Here is a 24,898-nt window from a genome sequence, read left to right as displayed (position 1 = left end):
CTCCTATTCTCCGTTGTTATAACTGTTGTCTATACAAAAACAAGCTATTAGACGGATTTCCCTTTCCTTTATTCACAAACAAAAAGAAAGTTTCATTCTATGCATAAGGAATCCCCCTCATTCAAAGGGGGATTCCTTATAGTTGTTCTTTTAATTTTTTCAATGCTTCTGCAGCAGCTTGTTGCTCTGCTTCTTTTTTCGACTTGCCACTACCAAGACCTAAAGCCACGTTATTTAACGTAACACGTGACACAAATTCTCGGTTATGAGCCGGTCCTTTTTCTTGCAAAATTTGATACTCAATATTGCCACTACCATCACGCTGAATCAACTCTTGTAATTGACTCTTATAATCCATCACATGAGAAAAAGCACCCTCATTAATTTTCGGATATACAACTTCTTTTAAAAATCCCCAAACTGTTTCAAGCCCTTGATCCAGATAAAGGGCACCAATAAACGCTTCAAAGACATCCGCTAATAAAGCTGGTCGTTCACGTCCACCCGTCATTTCTTCACCTTTCCCTAATAAAACAAGGCTACCAAATGACAATTCGTTTGCAAAACGAACAAGAGATGGTTCACATACAATAGCTGCACGTAGTTTTGTTAACTCTCCTTCGCTCATTGTCGGATATTTTTGAAACAGATACTGCGATACAGTGAGTTCCAATACAGCATCACCAAGAAATTCAAGACGCTCATTGTCCTCATGCGGTTTTTTTCGATGCTCATTCACATACGATGAATGCGTAAATGCTTGAATCAATAATTTTTCATCTGAAAACGTAATACCTATCTCTTCTTGAAATACTTTAAACGCTTCACGATATTTTGTTTCGTATTTTTTTTCTCTATGTTTTCGGTACGGCATAAGTCCCTCCAGATATAAGCCGAGAAGCCCCGCTAAAAAACGGGACTTCACTTAAGCATTATAGATGACTCTCTATGTAAGTCACAGCATCGCCAACAGTAGCAATCTTTTCAGCATCTTCATCAGAAATTTCCATTTCGAATTCATCTTCCAATTGCATTACAAGTTCTACTACATCTAGGGAGTCTGCGCCTAAATCTTCTTTAAAGCTCGCAGCTGGTACTACTTCAGTTTCTTCTACACCTAAACGATCAACGATGATTTTTGTTACACGCTCTAAAACATCTGCCATTCCATTCACCTCCCCTCAAATATTATATTAAATATTGGCCAAAAAAACTAGCTGAAATCAATTCTTTTATTACATTACCATACCGCCATCAACATTTAACGTTTGACCTGTAACATATTTGCTTTGATCAGAAGCAAAGAACGTTACAGCATTTGCGATATCCTCCGCTTCACCAAACTGAGCTATAGGAATTAATTTTAACATTTCTGCTTTTATATTTTCATCTAATACGTCTGTCATATCTGTGGCAATAAACCCAGGAGCAATTGCATTTACAGTAATATTACGGCTCGCTAACTCTTTTGCGGATGTTTTTGTTAATCCAATTACACCCGCTTTAGCAGCAACATAGTTTGCTTGTCCTGGATTACCTGTTACTCCAACAACAGAAGCAATATTAATAATACGTCCATTACGTTGACGCATCATATATCGAGATACTGCCTTCGTACATAAGAATACACCTTTTAGGTTTGTATTAATAACTGTATCCCATTCTTCTTCTTTCATACGCATTAATAAATTATCTTTTGTTACACCTGCGTTATTTACAAGAATATCAACTTGTCCAAATGTATCTACAGTTTGTTTCACCATATTTGTAACGTCTTCAGCATTTGCAACATCTGCTCTTACAGCAATTGCATCCGAACCTAATTTCTTTATTTCATCAACTACTTCATTTGCCTTTTGCTCATTACCAGCATAATTTACTACAACATTTGCCCCTTGTTTCGCTAAATCAATCGCAATCGCACGACCAATTCCACGTGAAGCGCCAGTTACTAATGCTACTTTCCCTTTTAACATCAGTTTTCTCCTCTCAAATTAGAAATGGTATCTTTTAATGTCTCTTCATCATATATCGCATATGCTTTCACTGATGAATCAATTGACTTCATAAGTCCAGCAAGTACTTTCCCAGGTCCAATCTCAATAAATGTATCTACCCCTTGATTCACCATATTTTCAATGGACGGGTACCATAAGACAGGCGAATAGAGCTGTTCAATTAGCTTTTCTTGAATATGTGCACCACTTGTAATAACGTCTGCTGTTACATTTGCGATAACAGGAATATTCGTATCTTGAATTGTAATTTCATTTAGGACACTTTGGAACTTCTCCGCTGCCGGCTTCATAAGCGAAGAGTGGAACGGTCCACTTACCTTAAGCGGAATTGCTCTCTTTGCACCATTTTCTTTCGCTCTTTGAGAAGCAATCTCGACTCCTTGCTTTGTTCCAGAAATCACAATTTGCTTCGCACTATTCATATTAGCGATTTGTACTGCATATCCTTCACTTGTTACTTCTTCTGTAACTTGTTTCAGCATATGTGGATCAGCACCTAGAATAGCCGCCATTGCACCTTCTCCGCCAGGAACAGCTTCTTCCATATATTCCCCACGTTTCCTTACAGCATATACAGCGTCTTCAAAAGTTATTGCACCCGCTGCTACAAGAGCGCTATATTCACCTAAACTATGTCCTGCAACAAAGTCTGGTGTAATATCATACTCTTTCAAAGCTGTCAAAATAGCAAAACTCGTTGTTAATAAGGCAGGCTGCGCATTTGTCGTTAACGTAAGCTTTTCCTGCGGCCCTTCAAAAATCACTTCTGAAAGTGAATCTTGCAACACCTCATCTGCTTTTGCAAATACATTTGCAACCTCTTTATTATTCTCCGCTAACTGTTTACCCATTCCAACTGCCTGTGAACCTTGGCCCGGAAAAAGAAATGCTAGTTTTCCCATTTCAAATCCTCCTCTTATTGGAGTGGCTCTTTCTCCATTACGCTTGAAATAGTAGGAATCACTTCTTTCGCTACCATTTCTCTCGTTTGACGAATCGCACTAAATATTGATTGGTCATTGGAAGAACCGTGAGCCTTAATGACAGGAGCTTTCAATCCAAATAATGCCGCTCCTCCATACTCCGAATAATCCATTTTATCTTTTAATACCATAAGTTTTGGCTTTAATACCGCTGCTGCTAATTTACTCGTAAACGAACTCATTAACTGCTCTTTTAACATAGAGAATAATGCAAGTGCCGTTCCTTCTAATGATTTTAGCGCTACATTCCCTGTAAAACCATCACATACAACAACATCTGCTACACCTTGCAATAAATCTCTTGATTCAACGTTCCCAACGAAATTAATTGGGGCATCCTTTAGCATTGCAAATACTTGTTTTGAAAGCTCGTTCCCTTTGCCATCCTCTGTTCCAACGTTCAAAAGTCCAACACGAGGATTTTTAATCCCTCTTACTTTCTCAGCGTATACAGATCCCATTACTGCATATTGATATAAATGAATTGGTTTTGCATCAACGTTCGCTCCAACATCTAACATAACAAAACCTTCTCCATCAACAGTTGGCATTGTAGGGGATAAAGCTGGTCGCTCAATTCCTTCCATACGACCTACAACAAACAATCCAGCCGCCATTAAAGCTCCTGTACTACCAGCTGATATACAAGCATCCGCTACGCCGTCCTTCACTTGCTGCGCTGCTAGTACCATTGAAGCTTGTTTTTTTCGACGAACCGCCCTTACTGGTTCATCTGTCGATTCGATTTTTTCATCTGTATGAAGTATAGTAATTCGTTCTTCACTCGTTAAGTATTGACGAATTTCCTCTTCTTTCCCTACTAACGTAATATGTAAATCAGAATATTCCTTAATAGCTTTCATTGCTCCTAATACGACAGCCTTTGGAGCATGATCGCCGCCCATTGCATCTATTGCGATTTTCATAAGTTGTTACCTTCCTCACTATAATTACTAGATCGATACATTTCAAAAGTGCCTGTAAAAACAAGTTCTTCTCCAACAAAGCTACGCACTTTGACAACGGTCCGTCCTTTATCATTCTCTACATCTTCAACACGTGCTTTTGCAACAACACGCTCTCCTAATTTTACAGGACGAATGTATCGAATGGTAGACTTTGCAGTTAAAGCTAATTCTTCATCAATAACTGCAACAGCTAGTGAGTTTGCTTGTGCAAACAAATGATGTCCACGGGCAATCTGATTTCTTTTAAATACATGTTCTACCTTCACTTCAAAGATAGAAATCGCATGTCTATCTAATTCTATATCGATAATTTCTCCGACAACCTCTTCTAACGGTAAAGATTTCACATCTTCTTCATGTTGCTTTGTAGCTACATGTTTAATTCTTTCTCTTAATTCAGGAATAGATAATTCCATACGATCAAGACGTACGGTTTGTATACTCACTTGAAATTTTTCTGCTAAATCTTCATCCGTAATAAAAGGATTCGTTTCTATTGTTTGTTGTAATAATTCCTGTCTTTCTTTTTTACTTCTTCTTTTTTTCATACCGCACCATCCATTTTTTATGACTAGGTACTAACAGTAGTATATAATCATTAAAAGTAGAATGCAACAAAAACTTTTGTTGCCTCACTTTAATCGAGCTTCTCTCCTTGGAACACACCTGTCCCGTCAAGATAAGTACGCAACGAAGCATATTGATCATTATGCCAAAATGCTTCGGAATCTACTAATAACGCCGCATCTTGTCTCGCAGTTTCTAACGCTCGATAATCATGTACCATATCAGCAACCTTGAATTCTGGTAAACCACTTTGCTTACTTCCAAAGAAATCTCCAGGACCTCTTAACTCTAAATCTTTTTCTGACAACACAAATCCATCGTTCGTTTCGGTCATAATACGCATTCGCTCTTTTCCCGTTTCCGATTTTGGATCCGCTATTAATAAACAATATGATTGTTCACTACCACGCCCAACACGTCCCCTGAGCTGATGGAGCTGCGATAAACCGAAACGCTCTGCATCATAAATAACCATTACAGTCGCATTCGGTACGTTCACACCTACTTCAACAACCGTTGTCGACACAAGAATTTGCACTTTATTTTCACTAAATTGTCCCATTATCTCTTCTTTTTCTTGAGATGATAATCTTCCATGCATTAATCCGACTTGACATTTCCCTTGATAATGATGAATCAGCATACTATGTAAATCAATCGCATTTTGTACATCAAGTTTCTCCGATTCTTCAATAAGGGGACAAATTACATATGCTTGTCTTCCTTTTTTTATCTCCTTCTCCACAAAACCGAGAACTCGATCTAACATATCATGTTTTGCCCAGTATGTTTCAATTACCTTTCTACCAGCTGGCATCTCATCGATTATAGAAACATCCATCTCTCCAAATGCAGTAATTGCTAACGTACGCGGAATTGGGGTCGCTGTCATAAATAATACATCTGGACTTTCACCTTTCTCCCTTAAAACTCGTCGCTGCGCTACACCAAATCGATGTTGTTCATCAGTAATAACGAGACCTAACCTATGAAAGATAACTTCATCTTGAATTAAAGCATGTGTTCCGACAAGGATATCTATTTCTCCTTGTTCTAATTTCGCCAAAATCTCTCGACGCCTTACACCTTTAACAGAACTTGTTAGCAATTCAACCTTCATACCAAAGTGTGAGAACGTCTCTGCGAGCGATTGATAATGTTGCTCCGCTAAAATTTCTGTAGGAACCATTAAAGCACCTTGATAATGTGCTAATTTCGCTGCATAAAGGCCAATAGCTGCTACGACTGTTTTCCCAGAACCTACATCACCTTGCAACAGACGATTCATCCGATAAGGAGATGTCATATCTTTCATAATTTCATCTACTACCCGGCTCTGCGCACCAGTTAACGGAAACGGGAGTGCATCGATAAACTCTTGCAATTCTGCTGAAGGAATTTCTTTTTTCGTCCCTTTCGAATTTTCCCTCTCCATTTTCCGTAATGTTTGCATTTTCAGCTGAAATAAGAAAAACTCCTCATATACAAAACGGCGACGGGCTTGTTTTAAATCTTCCTGCCCTGCTGGAAAATGCAACGCCCGCAATGCTTCATAACGCGGCAATAATTTATATCGACTTAGCAATCCATCAGGCAACACTTCAACTATAGATTTTCCATACTCCTTGAATGCTTGGGCAATAAAACGGCGCATCTGTTTTACTGTAAGTTTCCCTTTCACTGAGTATACAGGCTCTACTTCTTGTTGACGTGCAACTGGTCCAAAATGAAGCTCTGATACCGCAATCGTTTGACGATGCTGATCCCATTTACCAGTAATCGTTACCGTTTCATCTAAATTTAACTTCTGCTTATAGTACGGCCTATTAAAACATACAGCTGTAATTAAATAACGACCGACGAGGACACGAACCGTAAGACGCGACTTTTTCTTCCCATAATATTGCAGTAAAGGAGCACTATGAACTTTCCCCTCAACTGTTACCCGTTCATCATGCTTTACTTCAGCAAGATCTTTCATCGCATAGTCTTCATAACGGTACGGAAAATGTTCTAATAGATGAGAAACTGTATAAATTCCCATCTCGTGTAGTAATTCAGATGTTTCTCCTCCGATTCCCTTTACATCCGTAACAGGAACTTGTACAACTTCATTCAAGATTCTCACGCTCCGTCACATTATTTTCTTTGATTCATTATCCATTAACACGATTGACATCTGTAATTGCTCTATTTCACCTTATATATTCTATCATAGGCATTCTAAGAGAAACTACTCAAATCCATCATAAGCAACACGAAAGAAAAGAGCCTCACTATTAGCAGCAAGGCTCTTTTTTATCTTCAATATGCTAGCCTTTTGAATAAAAACTAGTAATAAACTTCATATTACTAGTTTTTATCCATTAGCAAGTAAGTAATCCATTTATTTTCAAAACGAATTTTTTCTTATTCTACAGAGAAGATGAAAGAATACACCGGTTGGTTTCCAGCATGTACCTCTACTTCTGCATCTTCAAAATTCTCTTCTACAAATTCAACTAACTCAGCTACTTCTTCGTCAGTTGCATCTTCACCTTGTAGAATCGTTACGATTTCAGAATCTTCATCAATAAGTGCTTCTAGTAATTGCTTTGCAGCTCCTACTTTTGCAGCATTTGTTGATACGATTTTTCCATCTGCGATACACATGAAATCATCTTTTTGAATTGCTACACCATCAATTTCCGTATCACGTACCGCATACGTAATTTGACCGGTTTTCACATGAGATAAAGCTTCTTTCATGTTTTCTTCATTCTCTTCTAACGTTCCAACTGGATTAAATGCTAACATTGCAGCCATACCTTGAGGAACTGTTTTTGAACGAATCACAATCACTTCTTGATCAACAACTGACGCTGCTTGTTCTGCTGCCATCACGATATTTCCGTTGTTCGGTAAAATAATGATTTTTTCAGCGTTCGCTTCTTCAATCGCCTTCACAATATCCTCCGTACTTGGATTCATCGTTTGGCCACCTTCGATCACTTTCGTCGCGCCAATGCTCTCAAATAAAGTTTTGATACCAGATCCCATAGCAACAGTTACGATACCGTACGGTTGTTTCTCTTTAGACTGGCTAGTCGGCTCAGGCATCATAGTAGGCTCATCTAATAAAGCAGTATGCTGTTCACGCATATTTTCTACTTTAATCTTAATTAAACTACCATAGCGTTGTCCATAATTCATAGGATCTCCAGGATGTTCCGCATGAATATGAACCTTAACAACCTCATCATCTGATACAACAAGTAGTGAATCTCCGTATACACTAATATCTTCACGGAATTTTTGTTCAGAGAAATTATGTTCTTTCATTTTTTCAGGCTCTAATTTCACCATGAATTCCGTACAATATCCATACTTTATATCTTCTGTACTCAATTGGCTTTGTACACTACGGTGATGTTCTGCGCGTACCATGTCATTCATAGATGGTTGGGCAGACACATTAGAAGAAATCGTTTCTCCTTTTAAGTCTGCTAAAAATCCTTCATATACAACAACAAGACCTTTACCACCGCTATCTACAACGCCAACTTGTTTTAATACAGGTAATAAATCTGGCGTACGATTTAACGATGCATTCGCTTCTTTCACAACGTCTTCCATAAACAAAACAAAGTCGCGCTGTTTTTTCGCAACTGTCACTGCATATTTACCCGTTTCTCTTGCAACCGTTAAAATCGTTCCTTCAATCGGTTTCATAACCGCTTTGTAAGCCGCTTCTACCCCAGCATCTAAAGCTGCAGCAAAATCAACTGTTGTTAATTCTTCTTTTTGTTCAATGGATTTAGAGAAACCACGGAATAACTGAGATAAAATAACACCAGAGTTACCACGAGCTCCCATTAATAATCCTTTGGCTAAACTTACACCGACTTTACCAGCGTGCTGTGAAGGATTTGCTTTCACTTCACGTGCGCCTGAAGTCATTGATAAGTTCATGTTTGTACCGGTATCGCCATCTGGAACTGGAAATACGTTTAATGCATCAACAAGCTGAACATTGTTTGTTAAATTATTCGCTCCTTGCATGATCATTTGTGATAAACGTTTCCCATCAATTTTTTGAATTGACACAGATTTTCCTCCTTAATGCACATTACAAGTTTATTACTTTAACTCCTTGTACGTAGATGTTTACAGAATCTACTGCTAGTCCTACAGTTTGATCTAATGTATATTTCACTTTCGTCTGCACGTTATGTGCTACTTCTGAAATTTTCGTACCATAGCTCACAATAATATACATATCAATATGTACTTCATCTTCATCTTTACGAACAATAACGCCTCTAGTGAAGTTTTCTTTTCGTAAAATGTCTGTTAAACCATCTTTTAACTGATTTTTTGATGCCATACCTACGATACCGTAGCAATCTACTGCGGCACCTCCAGCAATTGTTGCAATTACATCTGTACTAATATCAATTTGACCATACTTAGTTTTAATTTCAATTGACATCTCGTTTCCCCCTTCATAAATGGTGAAAGTGAGCTAGACTACTTTAGTTACTATCATATAATCTTTTTAAAGAAAATTCCATCGTTCTTTCTTTTCACTCTCATATTTTATGTTTTAAATCACATTTTTTATGATGAGCAAAATAGTCCATTGTTATTATACAACATGTACCACTATAATATGTCAAGCAATTTTTCTTGATTTCAACTTTTCATCATCGACATATGGTGTCAAGTAATTTTTCTTGATTTCTTTTTTCTACGGTGTTGCATTCTCTTTTTAGTTGTGTTAAATTATAGTAGTGTTTTTAGCATCGCAAAAAAGACTAACATTGAAAAATTACGTATGGTAAGGTATCAAGGGAGGGAAATATAAATGGCTCGTGTTTGTGCTATCACTGGAAGAAAAGCTCGTTCTGGTAACTCTCGTTCTCACGCAATGAACGCTACAAAACGTAAATGGGGCGCTAACCTTCAAAAAGTTCGCGTACGCATCGACGGAAAAGTTCAACGTGTTTACGTTTCTGCTAGAGCATTAAAATCTGGCAAAATCGAACGTGTTTAATAATAAAAAAAAGAGCCGCTAGGCTCTTTTTTTACTATGACAATGGAAAAAGCACCGGTAATAGGTGCTTTTTTTAATCTTTTTTGAAGGTATTTAACATGGCACGAACAATTCCACCAAGAAATTTAGGTAACTTAATTGTATAAAATCTCATGGTTTCCCTCCTAATCCCCATTACTCCACTTGTTCACTATATGATGTAAGGAGCAAAATTGTTTCTTTAATCAGTGCTTCTTATCACCATTAATATGCCAGAAGTAAATGAAAAAGTACCTTTTTCCTCAACGAGTTCATTACTAATACAAAGTGTTGATCCCCATTCTATTGTTTTATTAATTAGAGGATACTTAAATCCAAGCAACGTAATCCCTTCCACTATTTCAGTAACCGGCACAAAAGATACATAAGGGAAATTTTTATTGTCTTCAATTATATGTGTACCCACTTTTTTCACGCTTATTTCATTTTTATTGTCTACAATACACATTTCTATCCCTACTTCTAACCCTCTTAAAAGCATCTGTATATTCGCTAAACCGTGATCCAGCCTTCCACCAGTGGCGCCAAAAATACGAATCAATGTCGGATTTTGTTCTAACGCCCAGTTAATCGCAATTTCTAAATCTGTTTGATCTTTTTCACGAGGAACAATATGTAAGTCATTTGTTTGCTGACCCATCCATACTAATTCTTCTTCAGTAACTGAATCGTAATCTCCAAACGCAACAGCTGGAGTAATTCCTCCTTTTAATAAACGATATACGCCTCTATCAACTGCCGCCCACACTACTTTCTCACTTTCATATCGAGAAAAATCTGCACAATATTCCGCAGGTCCGCCCGCTAAAATATGAATAATCATGTTTCCTTCCCCTTCTATTGTAAAAAGGCAATCTGCCATTCGGTAGATTGCCTTTTTACATATTTTTTCTCTATCCTTTATAAATAGTGAAAACTTACTACACTAGAAGTTTCACTGGGATAAAGACTCGTTCATTCATTATCCACGAATGATACGAATTGCTTCACCGCGGTCTTTTTGATTGTATACTGCTGATCCAGCTACAAGTACATTTGCTCCTGCTTCAATACAAAGTCTTGCTGTTTCAGCATTTACACCACCATCAACTTCAATTTCTACTTCTAGATTGCGCTCTTTAACCATTTCTGCAACTTGTTTAATTTTCGGTAATACAGAATGGATAAATTTCTGCCCACCGAATCCTGGGTTTACTGTCATAAGTAATACCATATCTATATCTTCTAATACATGCTCAATCGTTGAAACTGGCGTATGCGGATTTAATACAACTCCCGCTTTAATGCCATGAGATTTAATTAACTGAATTGTACGATGCAGATGAGGGCACGCCTCTACATGAACAGTAATAATATCCGCTCCCGCTTTTGCGAAAGTCGGGATATAGTTATCAGGATTTTCAATCATTAAATGTACATCTAATGGTAACGATGTAATCGGACGGATAGCTTCTACAATTAATGGTCCAATCGTAATATTTGGTACGAAATGTCCATCCATTACATCGACGTGAATGTAATCCGCTCCGCCTTTTTCTACATCTTTAATCTCTTCCCCTAATTTTGAAAAATCTGCTGATAAGATCGATGGTGCAATTTTAATCATAACTAATACCTCGGCTTTCTCTCTCTAATTTCTTCTACGAATTGTTTGTAATTCTTATAACGATATTCTGTAATTTTTCCTTCTTCAACCGCAGCCTTCACAGCACATTTCGGTTCGGAAAGATGTGTACACCCTCTAAATTTACAGTATTGGCTCGCTTCTTTCAACTCTGGAAAACAATATGTAAGATCTTCTACTTCTATATCTATGAAATCAAGTGAACTAAAACCAGGTGTATCTGCAACTAGTCCGCTTCCAACCGCAATTAATTCCACGTGTCTTGTCGTATGTTTCCCGCGTCCTAAATGCGAGGAAATATCATTCGTTTTCAGTTCTAAATCTGGACGTAAAACGTTAAGCATAGAAGATTTCCCAACACCAGATTGCCCTGCTACAACAGAAACACAGCCTTCTAAGAATGGTTTTAAAATATCAATACTTTCCGATGTATTTATAGAAGTAAATAATACATCATATCCCATCTCGCGATAGTCATTCGCATAAGATTCAACAGTCTCTCTCATTTTTTCATCCACTAAATCCATCTTACTAATGCAAATAATCGGCTTAATATTATGATATTCAATTAGCACTAAAAATCGATCTAACAGTCCCGGATTAAAATCTGGTTCTACTGCTGAGAAAACGAGAATTGCTTGATCAACATTAGCAATAGGAGGCCTAACAAGTTCATTTTTTCGATCAAATACTTCAAGCACGTATCCTTCACTTGGATTATCTGCTTGAAAAACAACTTGGTCTCCTACTAGTGGTGTAATTTTATTCTTTCTGAACACACCACGCCCGCGGCATTGTGTAATCCCTTCTTCATGCTGCACATAATAAAACCCACTTAGAGCTTTTACAATTTTTCCTTCTGGCATATAATTCTCCTTTATTTTGTATAAAGTGAAGCTGTAATTCATATTGAATGGATTAGAATTCTTTAAATACTTATTTCAAAACCCGTTATATATACAAGTTAATATATTTAATCTACCATCAAATTCAATATATTATTTATAACAGTATCACTTTTATAACTTTTTGAATCATATATTTTTGCCTGTTATACAGTCCACTATAAGTAGACAGCATAACAGGCAAGAGTAATACATTCCATCCCCTCTAGAAAGAAAATGGAAGTCATTATTATTGAGTTGGGTATGGTACTTCTTTGTCGATAATCGTTACACCATCTCGTACAATTTTATAGTGTCCTTTTGTACCTTCTTGAATTACAAATTCTAAAGAAATAGTTGCCGACTCTGAAATTGTTCTAGTTTCAATTGGTCTATCCATTTTTTGTTGCATATCTTCTTTATAAATTTCTATTGTTTGCGGTTTTTTCTCACCAATTATAGAAGACTCATACGGAATAGAAATATTATCCACTTTCACTGTTTTCGTTACTTTCGGCTTAGGACCCTCTGAGATGACAATCGTCACTTTATCTCCTTCTTTTAACGGCGTTCCTGGTTTTGGAGATTGCGAAATTACAAGTCCTTTATCAACAGTATCGGAATACTCTCGTTTTATATCTGGAGTTAGTTTTCTCTCATTCAAATAACCATTTACGCTATTTTCAGTCCATCCTGAAAAATCACCTGGTCTAATTTGATACGGACCTTTACTTACCCAAATTTTCAGTTCTTGTTCCGCCTCTACTACCATTTGATCCGGCGTAGGAATTTGCTCTACGATTTCACCTTTTGGCCTATCATTTTCAATATAATTTATTGTAACTTGCTTATATTTTTCTTCTAATTCAGCCCTTATACTCTCAAAATCTTTTCCTGTGAGATCACTCATCTTACTTTTCTTTTTTCCGCCTGATTGATAGATAGTAATTTTAGAGTTTTCTTTCACGACTCTTCCTGCCACAGGGTCTGTTTTTATCACATCACCGGCTTCAACATCATCTGTATATACAATATTAGGTTCCGTAACCTCAAAACCCTTTTCAACTAATTTATTTACTGCTGTCGCATACTTCATACCAGCCACATCAGGAACTTTTACATCTTTTGGAATAAAGAATCCTGGAATAACAGTAAGCGCTAACGTTATTCCAATTGCTAAAAGTAAAAATGTCGTTATTAAAACTTTGATCCATTTATTACTTCGTTTTTTCTTCTTATTTAATTCCGTTTCTTCTTTTCTTTTCTGTTCATCCACTTTACTTCCTTTTAAAACAATTGTTTCATCAGTTACATTTTCGAATAATTGTTCTTGTTGAATAATAGGAATCGCTTTTGTCGCTTCCATATCTTCCGGTATGTAAAATGGCTGCTCATTTATCCTCTCTGGATATAGTGCAGTTTCAATATCTCGTTTCATCGCATTGGCAGATTGATATCGGTGAAACGGATCTTTCGCAGTTGCCTTTAATATAATATTTTCGACACTTTGCGGAATATTTTCATTCCATCTCTTTGGAGACGGAATTTCACTTTGTAAATGTTTTAAAGCTATAGCAACAGCAGATTCGCCAGAAAACGGTTGTCTTCCTGTTAACAACTCAAACATAACGATTCCTAGAGAATAAATATCTGATTGTTTATTTGCTATCCCGCCGCGTGCTTGTTCTGGTGATAAGTAATGCACCGAACCGAGTACCGAATTTGTATGTGTAATTGTTGTTGCACTTGTAGCTGTCGCAATTCCAAAATCTGTTACTTTTATTACTCCATCAGCTCGAATTAAAATATTGTGCGGTTTAATATCACGGTGCACAATTTCAAAATGATGGGCGTGTGCCATGGCGGATGTTAACTGCTCCATAATATCAAGAGCTTCTCCTATAGGTAACATCCCTCGCTCAATTATGTATTGCTTCAATGTTTGTCCTGGTACATACTCCATTACAAGATAATATATACCATCTTCTTCTCCGACATCATACATATTCACAATATTTGGATGCGACAACGTTGTAACAGACTGCGCTTCTCGATGGAAACGTTTAATAAACTCTTCGTTATTTGAATAGTCGAGTCTTAATATTTTTACCGCTACATCTCGGCCAAGTATATCATCATGAGCTAAATACACATTGGCCATTCCACCGCCACCAATCATTTTCAGTAGCTTATAACGGTCATTTAAGCGTTTTCCAATCAGCACGTTGCACTTCACCTACTTTCGTTTGTCGAACCCGCATAATCAATAAGAACAAGGGTGATATTATCTTCCCCGCCACGATCATTCGCCAATTGAATGAGACGTTGTCCCTTCGTTTCAAGCTGTTCATTTAGCTGTAAAATTTGTTGCATATCAGCAATAGAAACTTTGTTAGATAAACCATCAGAGCAAAGAAGTAACTGATCATCTTCCTCAAGCACCAATGTTTTCACATCTAATCCGACTTTTTCTTCTGTTCCTAATGCCCTTAACAAAACATTCTTTTTCGGGTGATATTCTGCGTCTTCTTTTGAAATTTCACCATGTCTCACAAGTTCATTTACAAGGGAATGATCTTCCGTTACAAGCGAGATTTCTCCCTCTGATACCATATAACAACGACTATCTCCTATATGACCTATTGTCACAAAGTTTTGCGTACAAATCGCTATTATAAGTGTTGTTCCCATACCATTACATTCTACATGTTGTTTAGAGTACTCATATATACGCTCATTAATAATCCCAACACTCGTATGTAACCACTCTTCTACTTTTTTTGGTTCATTCATATTATGCGTTTGCTTCCAATAATCATGGAATAATTGAATGGTCATCGAACTAGCTACATCACCAGCTCGATGACCTCCCATTCCATCTGCTACTACCGCTAAAACATTTCCATCTAAATTGTGAAAAACTCCTGCACTATCTTCATTATGTTGACGAACTTTTCCTTTATCCGATAGAAACACGGCTTTCATCTCGTCACCTCGTCTCTTCTTTACGCTCCTTCGCACGTAACTGACCGCAGGCTGCATCAATATCATGACCTTGTTCACGGCGAATTGTTACATTCACTCCACGATCTTTTAACGTTTTTTCAAATAAGAAAATTTGTTCACGTGGTGTACGTACATAATCACGTTCAGGTACGTAGTTTACCGGAATTAAGTTTACATGACATTTTACACCTTTTAAAAGCGCAGCAAGTTCTTCAGCTTGCTCAACTTGGTCATTTTCTCCTCCAAATAAGCCATATTCAAACGTAATACGACGCCCTGTTTTATTTACATAGTATTTAACAGCTTCCATTAGGTCTGGTAGCTTATAAGCACGGTTAATCGGCATTAATTTTGAACGTAACTCTGTATTTGCAGAATGCAATGAAATCGCAAAATTAATTTGCATATCTTCTTCAGCGAACTTATAAATTTTTGGAACAATTCCACTTGTTGAAACTGTCATATGTCTTGCGCCAATATGAATTCCTTTTTCATGGTTTATAATGCGTAAGAATGACATTAAGTTGTCGTAATTATCAAACGGCTCTCCAATTCCCATAACAACAAGCGAACTTACACGTTCTTCTGTTTCATCAAGTGCACGTTGTACTTCTACTACTTGCGCTACAATCTCTCCAGCTTCTAAGTTTCGTTTTAATCCACCAAGTGTAGATGCACAGAACGTACAACCAATACGGCATCCGACCTGTGTTGTTACACAAATAGAATTTCCATATTCATGTCGCATTAACACTGTTTCAATAGAATAACCATCATATAATTGGAATAAGAATTTAATTGTTCCATCAGAAGACGTTTGTTTTACCAATGTATTTAAAGTAGTAATATCAAAGGAATTCGACAATTTATCGCGTAATCCTTTAGAAAGATTCGACATGTCGTCATAATTTTTTACACGTTTTTTATATAGCCAATCAAAGATTTGTCCTGCACGGAACTTTGGTTCTCCTTGTTCCTTTAACCAATCTTGCATTTCATGAAGTTGTAAAGAATAAATTGATGGTTTCTTCGTTTCTAGATTTTTCTTTTGTTTTCTCACAGTCGTTTCCACGATGCTACACCTTCTTCCTTAAACAAGCAATATAAAAGCCATCCGTTGCAAAATAATGCGGTAAAATTCGTACTTGACCTTCATCAATATACGGATTTAACTTTTCTGGCATGCGATTTTTTATCGTAGTATCCCATTCAAATTCAGGATGCTCTTGTAAAAATTGCTTTATTACTTGTTCATTCTCTATTTTTTCTATTGTGCACGTACTATAAACAAGGCGACCACCTTGTTTTAACAATGGTGCTATTTTTTCTAGTATTGCAAGTTGAATCGTCGATAATCTTTCACTATCGCCTTTATTTTTACCTAACTTAATATCAGGTTTACGTCTAATCACACCAAATCCAGAACACGGTGCATCTACTAATATTTTATCAAATGTTTCATTCGCAAAGTGTTCTTGCACTTTTCTAGCATCTAGTGCTTTTGTTTCGACATTTTCTAGACCAAGTCGCTCTGCTTGTTGTTTAATTAAACGTACTTTGTGTGCATGTAAATCAAGAGACATAACTTGACCTGTTCCTTTTAATCGCTCTGCAATGTGCGTTGTTTTTCCGCCCGGAGCAGCACAACTATCAAGAACTACATCTCCCTCATTCGGATCTAAAGCGCGCGCTACGAGCATAGAACTTTCATCTTGAATAGAAAGAAAACCTTTTTTAAACGCATCTGTATGCGCTACATTCCCTCTTTCAATTTGAATTGCATCCTCTGATAAATCGCCGTGCTTCGCTTCTATACCTTCACTAGCCAACAACTCAATTGCTTCGTCTACTGTTATTTTATCAACATTTACACGCGCTGTTGGTACTGGAGGTAACATGTTCACTTCACACATTTTCTCCGCTGTCTCTAAACCATATTCAGAAGCCCAATCTTGAACAAGCCACATTGGATGACTTGTTGCAATTGCCAAACGTTCTACTGGATCCTTGATTTCATCTACAGAAGGTACCCCTTCTCTCTGAATCGAACGTAATACCCCGTTTACCATACCGGCAATCCCTTTATGTCCGCGACGCTTTGCAATCTCCACTGCTTCATGGATAGCCGCTCTCTCGGGCACTCGATCTAAATAAATCATTTGATATAAAGATAAGCGAAGTAATACTCTTACCCACGCCTCAACCTTCTTTTTTAAAAAAGGCTGTAAATAATAATCTAATGTGTCACGACGTTGAATCGTTCCATATACAATTTCAGTTAACAAACCAATATCTTTTCTATCAATTGCATTTTTTTCAATTAGATTATTTAGAAGTAAGTTACTGTATGCACCACTTTTTTCTACTTGAATTAAGCCATCAAGAGCTAACTCACGAACATTTTGTCTCATGCATTTTCTCCTAACTTCGTTCCAATTTCAGGTTTTGTGCCACGTAAAAATTGCGAACAACTCATACGTTTTTTACCAGAAGGTTGCAATTCAGTGATTTTAACACCTGTCTCATTCCCAGTTGCAACAACAAATCCATCTTCTTCAAGAGCTACTATTGTACCTGGTTCAGCTTTCTCTGTAATAGAGACCTTCTCTCCCCACCATACTTTAATAACTTGTCCTGCCAAAGTCGTATAAGCAACTGGCCATGGATTCAATCCGCGAATGTGATTGTATACTTCTTCACCTGTTTTTGTCCAATCAATTTTCTCTTGCTCACGTTTTATATTATATGCAAATGTTACTTCTTCTTCGTTTTGTTTAATTGGTTCTAACTTACCTTGAATTAATAAAGGTACTGTTTTAGATAGTAGGTGTGCCCCTGCTTCACTTAACTTATCGAATAAAGAGCCGGTCGTTTCACGCTCTTCAATCTCCACTTCTACTTGCGTTAAGATATCACCCGCATCCAATTTCTCTACCATATACATAATTGTAATACCCGTTTTTTCTTTACCTTCCATAATTGCATAATGGATTGGTGCACCACCACGAAGTTCAGGTAGTAAAGACGCGTGGACGTTAATACATCCATACTTCGGTGCTTCTAAAATTTCATTTGGTACAATCTGACCGAAAGCAGCTGTTACAATCAAATCTGGCTCTAATGCCAAGACTTGTTCATATTCGGCTTTTTCACGAATTCTTAACGGTTGTAACACCGGAATACCATGTTTTTCTGCTTCAACTTTAACAGGTGTAGGTGTTAATACTTTTTTTCTACCTACCGGACGATCAGGCTGCGTCACAACACCTATTACATCATAGCCATCTTCGATAAGACGACGAAGCACCGGCACTGAAAAGTCCGGTGTTCCCATAAATACTACTTTTATCATTAAAAAACCGCTCCTTTTAATACCTATTCTAATTCGTTTTCCTCATAATATCTTGTCACTTTCGATGTAAATAACACACCGTGTAAATGATCGATTTCATGTTGAATGGCACGTGCTAAAAATCCTTCTGCTTCTAGTAAAAATACTTTACCTCGGCGATTTTGCGCACGTACTTTAATATAATCCGCACGTTCCACTTCACCATAAAGTCCCGGGAAGCTTAGACAACCTTCGGGACCTACTTGTTCACCACGTTTTTCTAGTATCGATGGATTGATTAACTCGATTTTCCCCGTATCATCATCGATATCAACTACCGCTACTTGCAAGCTTACACCTACTTGAGGCGCAGCTAAACCGACTCCGTCCGCAATTAACATTGTTTCATGCATATCTTTCAACAATTTCACTAACTTTTTATCAAAGTTAATTACTCTTTCGCATGGTGTTTCTAACACTTCATTTGGATGCTTTACTATTTCTAAAACTGCCATATTTCCCTCCGCTACATTAACATTGTTGGATTAAAATCAATTGAGATTTGTAGCTCTTTTTGCATTTCTGCTTGATAATGTTCATTTACCATTTTGAGCACGTTCTTTAAGTTTGGTTCCCGTTTGTATTTTATCATGCATTGATAACGATATCTATCTTTTATCCTTGGAATTGCTGAAGCAACCGGTCCTAACACCATCGTTTGCTGCGTGCAGTGCGCCCGTAAATGGCCGACAATTTTTTCCGTCACTTGCACTGCCTTTAATAATTCTGGATGAGATACTGTTACAAGTACAACATAGTAATAAGGTGGATATTGTCTTGTTCGTCTCATTTGCATTTCCTGATCAAAAAACACATCATAATGTTGGTTCTTTGCTAACTCTATACTGTAATGTTCTGGCGTATACGTTTGAATTATAACTTCCCCTGGCAATTCATGTCTGCCTGCTCGCCCACTTACTTGCGTCAATAACTGATACGTCTTTTCACTCGCTCGAAAATCAGGTAAGTGAAGCATCGTATCTGCAGTTAAAACCCCAACAAGCGTTACTTTAGGAAAATCTAATCCTTTCGCAATCATTTGTGTTCCAAGTAGTATATCCGCTTTTTCTTCCCCGAACGCCTTTAATAATTTTTCATGCATTCCTTTGCGACTTGTCGTATCTACATCCATTCGAATGACTCGTGCCTCTGGAAATAGTTTTGTAATTTCTTCTTCTACCTTTTGTGTACCTGTACCAAAGAAACGAATATATGTACTTTGACAAGCAGGACAGGCAGTCGGCATATTCTCTTCGTAACTGCAATAATGACATTTTAAACGATGGTTCATTTTATGATATGTCAGCGATATATCACAATGCGGACATTGTACAACATACCCGCAATCGCGGCACATAACAAATGTAGAATGACCTCTTCTATTTAAAAAGAGCACCATCTGTTCTTTCTTTTCTAATCGATCTGCTATTTTTTCATGCAGTGCCTTCGAAAACATCGAACGATTCCCGTCACGAAGTTCCTCACGCATATCAACAATCTCTACTGTCGGTAAAGCTTGTTCATTCATACGCTTTTCCATCGTTAGTAATTCATACACACCTTTTTTCGCTCTTGCAAACGATTCAAGTGTCGGTGTTGCACTACCAAGAACGATAGGACATTTATGATATTGTCCCCTCCACACAGCTACATCCCTTGCATGATACCTCGGATTATCTTCTTGCTTATAGCTCGATTCGTGCTCCTCATCAATAATAATAATCCCTAAATTTTCAAAAGGGGCAAATACGGCTGAACGTGCACCAACTACAACTTTCACTTCTTTTCTTAAAATCTTACGCCATTCATCATATTTTTCTCCAACAGACAGAGCACTATGAAGAACCGCAACTTGCGAGCCAAATCTACCTTTAAAACGATCTACCATTTGAGGCGTTAGTGCAATTTCAGGAACAAGCACAATAGCTTCTTTCCCTTTCGCAAGCACCGCTGCTATAGATTGTAAATATACTTCTGTTTTTCCGCTTCCTGTAACACCATATAGTAAAAATGGATTGTAAGTTTCATTTGTAATTGATGATAAAATCGGTGTAATAACTTGCTTTTGTTCCTCCGTAAGCGGGAATGGTTTCGTTTGTTCAAAATCATCATCGTCATACGGATTCCGATATACTTCCACATACTTTTCTGAGATGAGCCCTTTTTTAATAAGTGCTTTAATCGGAGCATCTGTTATTTGCAACTCTTCTGTTATCACTTTCAACGGCACACTTTTATAATTTTCCACAAAATAATAGAGTACATCTTGTTGTTTTTTACTTTTCAGTTCAAATGCTGCTAATTCTAATTTATCTTCTGGCAACTCCGGTTGGACGACTCTTTGTTTCTTCTTTTGCACTTTATCTTTTACTTGATAAACAACTTCAATCGTGCCATTTTTAATTTCTTGTTGAATCGTGCGGTATAGATGTGGCTGCGTCTCAATAACTTCCCAATCTATCGCTTCTTTGTCCTGAAATAAAAACAGTAGTTCAGGTGCTACTTCTTCTTGTTTACGAAGTTGTAGACGCTTTTTATACGTCGCTTTTATCGCCGTTGGAAGCATGACTTGAAAGGCTGAAATCATATAACATAACGTTTCACTTGTAAGCCAATATCCAAGCTTTAATAATTCCTCGTTTAAAACTGGTGTTACATCTAATATTTCATGGATTGTCTTTAACTTCTTACTTTCTACTTCAACCGAATCTTTGATCCCAATAATAAATCCTTGCAATTTCCTTGGGCCAAACGGAACTACTACACGCATGCCTGTCTGGACAATATCTTCCCACTTTTTAGGGATAATATAATCAAATGGTCGATCTGTCTGACGTGCAGGTACATCAACAATTACACTTGCAAATTTCATAGACGATCATCTTCTAACATCATTTCAATTTGCTTTAATATTTCACGAGCAACCTCTTTCTTCGTTAAAAGTGGCAACTCTATAACTTCTCCATCTTTTCTATACATTGTTACAATGTTCGTATCTGTACCAAATCCAGCTCCTTGCGCCTTTACATCGTTCGCAACAATCATATTCGCATTTTTCTCACGTAATTTTTTTGTTGCGTATTCCTCTACGTTTGTCGTTTCAGCCGCAAAACCGATAAGTAACTGTTTGTCCTTCATCTCACCTAACGTTTTTAAAATATCTACTGTTCTCTCAAGTTCGATTACAGCATCACCATTTTTCTTTTTCATTTTATTATCATGAACATATTTTGGGCGATAATCTGCAACTGCTGCTGTTTTAATGACAACATCTACGTTTTGATACTGTTGCAGAACTACTTCTAACATATCTTGTGCAGATTCCACTTGTACCGTATTTACATGTAATGGTGGGTTTAATGCTGTCGGTCCCGAAACAAGTATGACATCAGCACCTAATTTCGCTGCCACTTCCGCAATTGCATATCCCATTTTTCCAGAAGAAAAATTAGTCATAAAACGCACTGGATCAATCTTTTCACGAGTTGGTCCAGCAGTTATTAATATTTTTTTCCCTTGCAATGGTTTTTGTTCTGAAAAAGCCTCTTCTAACCGTGCAATAATTGCTTCCGGTTCTTCTAGTCTTCCCTTCGCTACATAACCACACGCTAAAAAACCTTCTCCAGGCTCAATAAATGTATATCCTAACGTTTTTAACGTCATCATATTTTTTTGTACAATTTTATTTTCATACATATGCACATTCATAGCAGGTGCAATCCACACTGGGGCTGTAGTAGCTAACAAAGTAGTTGTAATCATATCGTCTGCAATACCACCAGCTAACTTCCCAATACAATTGGCAGTAGCAGGTGCAACAAGTACTATATCTGCCCAATCTGCTAAATCGATATGTGCAATAACAGCTGAGTCTTTCTCATCGAATGTATCTGTATATACGTCATGGCGAGAAAGTGCTTGAAATGTAAGAGGCGTAACAAACTTCATTGCCGACTCACTCATCATTACTTTTACAATAGCACCAGCTTGTGTCAATTTACTAGTTAACGCAGCCGCTTTAAAGACCGCAATGCCTCCTGTTACACATAGAAGTATCTTTTTCCCTTTTAGCATATGGCTCGTCCTCTTTCTTTTTCAAACTTATAATACTGAAACAGAATTCCCAGCTCGTCAGTTCCAATATTTCTTCCCTATCGTAAAAAAATAACAACCTACTTGTAAATAGGTTGTTACCGTTACATAGAAAATTATAAAGTCTATGTTTTAATTTGTCGAAAAGAATGTCTTAATCGATGATTTTGCCTTCGCTTGGTACATATTTTAATACTTCTGCATCGATTTCTTCTAGTGATTTACCTACACATTTATGAGAAACAGGTTGCTCGATAACACAGTTATCAGCAAGTTGCATTTCACGCGCACGTTTTGCAGCTACTGTTACAAGTGTATATTTAGAATCGATTTTTGTTAATAATGAATCAATTGATGGATTTAACATAATTATAGACCCTCCGTCATTTCTTTATAATATTTTGCTACTCTTTCGCGGCGGCAATGTTCACCAACCACAATTGCTTTAATTCTTTCACAAGCTAATTCAACTTGATCGTTTTCTACAACATAGTCGTAAGCGTCCATCATTTCGATTTCTTCTTTCGCTACCGTTAAACGATTTTCAATAACATCTTCAGTTTCTGTACCACGGCCGACAATGCGGTTCTTTAGTTCAGATAAACTTGGAGGTGCTAAGAAAATAAATACACCTTCTGGGAATGCTTTCTTAACTTGAATTGCTCCTTGCACTTCAATTTCTAAGAATACATCTTTTCCTTCTTGTAATGTTTTTTCAACATAGTCAATCGGTGTTCCGTAATAATTACCTACAAACTCAGCCCACTCAAGTAATTTTTCATTACGAATCATTTCCTCAAATTCTTCTCTCTCTTTAAAGAAATAATCCACACCATCTACTTCACCTTCACGTGGCTTACGTGTCGTTACTGAAATGGAGTACTGAAAACGTGTATCCTCATGACTAAACAGCTCTTTTCGAACCGTTCCTTTACCAACCCCAGAAGGCCCTGAAAGAACGATAAGCAATCCTCTTCTACTTCTCATAAATATGTAAAACCTACCCTTCCTCACTTAAATCTTCTTTATTATTCAAACGATGTGCAATCGTCTCTGGCTGAATTGGACTTAATACCACATGCCCATCATCCATAACAATAACCGCCCTTGTTTTTCTCCCATACGTAGCATCAAGCAAAGCATTATGTTCGCGTGCTTCCTGTACTGTTCGTTTAATAGGAGCTGACTCCGGACTTACAATAGCAATAATTCGATGAGCAGATACAATATTTCCGTATCCAATATTTAAAAACCGCATGGCCATAGTTTGCGCCTCCTAGTAAGTCTATCCGATTTCTCCACCACGTATAACTTTATATATTTTTTGAAAGCTACTCAATATTTTGTACTTGTTCACGAATTTTTTCAAGGTTATTTTTCATTTCTACAACATATTTTGAAATTGTTAAGTCATTTGCCTTAGAACCAATCGTATTAATTTCTCTATGCATCTCTTGCACGATGAAATCCATTTTCCTTCCAACAGGCTCTTCAATCTGCAGTGTTTCACGAAATTGCTCTAAATGACTTTGCAAACGAACTAACTCTTCGTGAATATCACAACGCTCTGCAAAGATTGCGACTTCTGTTAACAATCTTTGTTCATCTAGTTCTTGATTATGTAATTCTTTTAAGCGATTTTCTAATCGTTCACGATATTTTTGCGTAACAATCGGTGCATGCGGAATAATTGCATTTACACAATTGTGAATCTCTTGTAAACGATACGCTATATCTTTATGTAATCGTTCTCCTTCGCCATCTCTCATCGTTTTTAACATATGAGCAGCTTGGCGAACAGCCTCATATAAACTGTTCTCAAATTGTTCATTTACATTTTCTACTTCTTCAATCGCTGTTACTTCTGGCATTGCCATTAATTGCTGAAGTGTACTAGAATCTTGTAATTGAAATTTCCCTTTTATATCTTCCATAATCGATTGGTACTGCTCAAGAAGCGACCAATTCACACTTAATTTTCTTTCAACAAGCCCTTCACCCGTTATACTAATAGACACTTCAATGCGTCCACGCCGAACTTGTTCTGCAATTATTTTACGAATTTTGTCTTCAAATACCATCATTTGCTTCGGTAGTCGAATACTCATCTCTAGAAAACGGTGGTTCACCGATTTCATTTCTACTGTAATTTGAAAAGTATCATTTTCTACTTTTGATCTTCCAAATCCTGTCATACTACAAATCATTTTTATCACATCCAAGCCATGAAATAACTCAATGAAAAAGGTAATAGAGACAAGGCTCTACTACCTTCTGTAAATTATATCACA

At 37.1% G+C, this 24,898-nt stretch carries 26 protein-coding genes; 1 reads left to right on the top strand and 25 read right to left on the bottom strand.

Annotated elements, in window-relative coordinates; genetic code table 11:
* Positions 1-136 precede the first annotated feature (136 nt).
* From rncS to AABL52_RS08215, 9 genes are all read right to left on the bottom strand, one after another.
* A complete protein-coding gene (rncS, locus tag AABL52_RS08255; protein WP_001146868.1) occupies positions 137-874 on the bottom strand; it encodes a ribonuclease III in 738 nt (245 codons plus the stop codon).
* 58 nt (positions 875-932) lie between these two features.
* A complete protein-coding gene (acpP, locus tag AABL52_RS08250) occupies positions 933-1,166 on the bottom strand; it encodes an acyl carrier protein (protein WP_000786062.1) in 234 nt (77 codons plus the stop codon).
* A 69-nt stretch (positions 1,167-1,235) separates the two neighbouring features.
* Positions 1,236-1,976, bottom strand: coding sequence for a 3-oxoacyl-[acyl-carrier-protein] reductase (fabG, locus tag AABL52_RS08245; RefSeq protein WP_000911781.1), 741 nt, complete (start codon positions 1,974-1,976; stop codon positions 1,236-1,238).
* Positions 1,976-2,920, bottom strand: coding sequence for an ACP S-malonyltransferase (gene fabD, locus AABL52_RS08240; protein ID WP_341519150.1), 945 nt, complete (start codon positions 2,918-2,920; stop codon positions 1,976-1,978). The genes fabG and fabD overlap by 1 nt, the downstream gene beginning before the upstream one ends.
* A gap of 14 nt (positions 2,921-2,934) precedes the next feature.
* Complete coding sequence (gene plsX / locus AABL52_RS08235) at positions 2,935-3,927, bottom strand: phosphate acyltransferase PlsX (RefSeq protein WP_000684108.1); 993 nt, start codon at positions 3,925-3,927, stop codon at positions 2,935-2,937.
* Positions 3,924-4,517, bottom strand: a complete 594-nt coding sequence (fapR, locus tag AABL52_RS08230; RefSeq protein WP_000747352.1) for a transcription factor FapR — start codon at positions 4,515-4,517, stop codon at positions 3,924-3,926. The genes plsX and fapR overlap by 4 nt, the downstream gene beginning before the upstream one ends.
* Before the next feature lie 89 nt (positions 4,518-4,606).
* A complete protein-coding gene (gene recG, locus AABL52_RS08225; protein WP_341519149.1) occupies positions 4,607-6,655 on the bottom strand; it encodes an ATP-dependent DNA helicase RecG in 2,049 nt (682 codons plus the stop codon).
* Positions 6,656-6,945: 290 nt separating this feature from the next.
* A complete protein-coding gene (locus tag AABL52_RS08220; protein ID WP_000027124.1) occupies positions 6,946-8,622 on the bottom strand; it encodes a DAK2 domain-containing protein in 1,677 nt (558 codons plus the stop codon).
* A gap of 22 nt (positions 8,623-8,644) precedes the next feature.
* Positions 8,645-9,007: an Asp23/Gls24 family envelope stress response protein gene (locus tag AABL52_RS08215; RefSeq protein ID WP_000021109.1), complete on the bottom strand. Its 363-nt coding sequence runs from the start codon at positions 9,005-9,007 to the stop codon at positions 8,645-8,647.
* Positions 9,008-9,382: 375 nt separating this feature from the next.
* Here AABL52_RS08215 and rpmB point away from each other — a divergent pair, with 375 nt between their 5' ends.
* Entirely contained in the window at positions 9,383-9,571 is a 189-nt protein-coding gene (gene rpmB / locus AABL52_RS08210; protein WP_000124776.1) for a 50S ribosomal protein L28, read from the top strand.
* Positions 9,572-9,644: 73 nt separating this feature from the next.
* Here the strand turns inward: rpmB and spoVM are convergent, their stop codons facing one another.
* The 16 genes from spoVM to AABL52_RS08130 form a co-directional block, all read right to left on the bottom strand.
* Positions 9,645-9,725: a stage V sporulation protein SpoVM gene (spoVM, locus tag AABL52_RS08205; protein ID WP_001213599.1), complete on the bottom strand. Its 81-nt coding sequence runs from the start codon at positions 9,723-9,725 to the stop codon at positions 9,645-9,647.
* A 66-nt stretch (positions 9,726-9,791) separates the two neighbouring features.
* Positions 9,792-10,472 carry a thiamine diphosphokinase gene (locus tag AABL52_RS08200; RefSeq protein ID WP_002072839.1) on the bottom strand — a complete coding sequence of 227 codons (681 nt, stop codon included), beginning with the start codon at positions 10,470-10,472 and terminating at the stop codon, positions 9,792-9,794.
* A 99-nt stretch (positions 10,473-10,571) separates the two neighbouring features.
* Positions 10,572-11,216, bottom strand: a complete 645-nt coding sequence (gene rpe / locus AABL52_RS08195; protein WP_000589961.1) for a ribulose-phosphate 3-epimerase — start codon at positions 11,214-11,216, stop codon at positions 10,572-10,574.
* Positions 11,217-11,218: 2 nt separating this feature from the next.
* Positions 11,219-12,100 carry a ribosome small subunit-dependent GTPase A gene (gene rsgA, locus AABL52_RS08190; RefSeq protein WP_341519148.1) on the bottom strand — a complete coding sequence of 294 codons (882 nt, stop codon included), beginning with the start codon at positions 12,098-12,100 and terminating at the stop codon, positions 11,219-11,221.
* A 268-nt stretch (positions 12,101-12,368) separates the two neighbouring features.
* Positions 12,369-14,342 (bottom strand): serine/threonine protein kinase PrkC, encoded by a 1,974-nt coding sequence (gene prkC, locus AABL52_RS08185; protein WP_000904762.1) that lies wholly within the window; start codon positions 14,340-14,342, stop codon positions 12,369-12,371.
* Between the two features lie 8 nt (positions 14,343-14,350).
* Positions 14,351-15,103: a Stp1/IreP family PP2C-type Ser/Thr phosphatase gene (locus tag AABL52_RS08180; RefSeq protein ID WP_000648710.1), complete on the bottom strand. Its 753-nt coding sequence runs from the start codon at positions 15,101-15,103 to the stop codon at positions 14,351-14,353.
* A gap of 4 nt (positions 15,104-15,107) precedes the next feature.
* On the bottom strand, positions 15,108-16,196 hold the full coding sequence (gene rlmN, locus AABL52_RS08175) for a 23S rRNA (adenine(2503)-C(2))-methyltransferase RlmN (RefSeq protein ID WP_000450538.1): 1,089 nt from the start codon (positions 16,194-16,196) through the stop codon (positions 15,108-15,110).
* A gap of 4 nt (positions 16,197-16,200) precedes the next feature.
* Positions 16,201-17,535 carry a 16S rRNA (cytosine(967)-C(5))-methyltransferase RsmB gene (gene rsmB / locus AABL52_RS08170; RefSeq protein WP_001249654.1) on the bottom strand — a complete coding sequence of 445 codons (1,335 nt, stop codon included), beginning with the start codon at positions 17,533-17,535 and terminating at the stop codon, positions 16,201-16,203.
* Positions 17,532-18,476, bottom strand: a complete 945-nt coding sequence (fmt, locus tag AABL52_RS08165) for a methionyl-tRNA formyltransferase (protein ID WP_000598786.1) — start codon at positions 18,474-18,476, stop codon at positions 17,532-17,534. The genes rsmB and fmt overlap by 4 nt, the downstream gene beginning before the upstream one ends.
* A gap of 23 nt (positions 18,477-18,499) precedes the next feature.
* Positions 18,500-18,970, bottom strand: coding sequence for a peptide deformylase (def, locus tag AABL52_RS08160; protein WP_061678221.1), 471 nt, complete (start codon positions 18,968-18,970; stop codon positions 18,500-18,502).
* Positions 18,971-18,981: 11 nt separating this feature from the next.
* Positions 18,982-21,387, bottom strand: coding sequence for a primosomal protein N' (gene priA, locus AABL52_RS08155; RefSeq protein ID WP_341519147.1), 2,406 nt, complete (start codon positions 21,385-21,387; stop codon positions 18,982-18,984).
* On the bottom strand, positions 21,384-22,589 hold the full coding sequence (gene coaBC, locus AABL52_RS08150; RefSeq protein WP_000911720.1) for a bifunctional phosphopantothenoylcysteine decarboxylase/phosphopantothenate--cysteine ligase CoaBC: 1,206 nt from the start codon (positions 22,587-22,589) through the stop codon (positions 21,384-21,386). The genes priA and coaBC overlap by 4 nt, the downstream gene beginning before the upstream one ends.
* A 172-nt stretch (positions 22,590-22,761) precedes the next feature.
* Positions 22,762-22,974: a DNA-directed RNA polymerase subunit omega gene (gene rpoZ / locus AABL52_RS08145; protein WP_000933965.1), complete on the bottom strand. Its 213-nt coding sequence runs from the start codon at positions 22,972-22,974 to the stop codon at positions 22,762-22,764.
* A gap of 2 nt (positions 22,975-22,976) precedes the next feature.
* Complete coding sequence (gene gmk, locus AABL52_RS08140; protein ID WP_001257740.1) at positions 22,977-23,594, bottom strand: guanylate kinase; 618 nt, start codon at positions 23,592-23,594, stop codon at positions 22,977-22,979.
* A gap of 13 nt (positions 23,595-23,607) precedes the next feature.
* Positions 23,608-23,871 carry an extracellular matrix/biofilm regulator RemA gene (remA, locus tag AABL52_RS08135; RefSeq protein ID WP_001251456.1) on the bottom strand — a complete coding sequence of 88 codons (264 nt, stop codon included), beginning with the start codon at positions 23,869-23,871 and terminating at the stop codon, positions 23,608-23,610.
* A gap of 67 nt (positions 23,872-23,938) precedes the next feature.
* Positions 23,939-24,814 (bottom strand): YicC/YloC family endoribonuclease, encoded by an 876-nt coding sequence (locus AABL52_RS08130; RefSeq protein WP_000564116.1) that lies wholly within the window; start codon positions 24,812-24,814, stop codon positions 23,939-23,941.
* Positions 24,815-24,898: the final 84 nt, after the last annotated feature.

The sequence above is a fragment of the Bacillus paramobilis genome, from assembly GCF_038096195.1.
Taxonomy (GTDB): Bacteria; Bacillota; Bacilli; order Bacillales; family Bacillaceae_G; genus Bacillus_A; species Bacillus_A mobilis.
The sequence above is the reverse complement of the archived record's forward strand: the minus strand, read 5'-3'. Positions and strand labels throughout refer to the sequence as shown.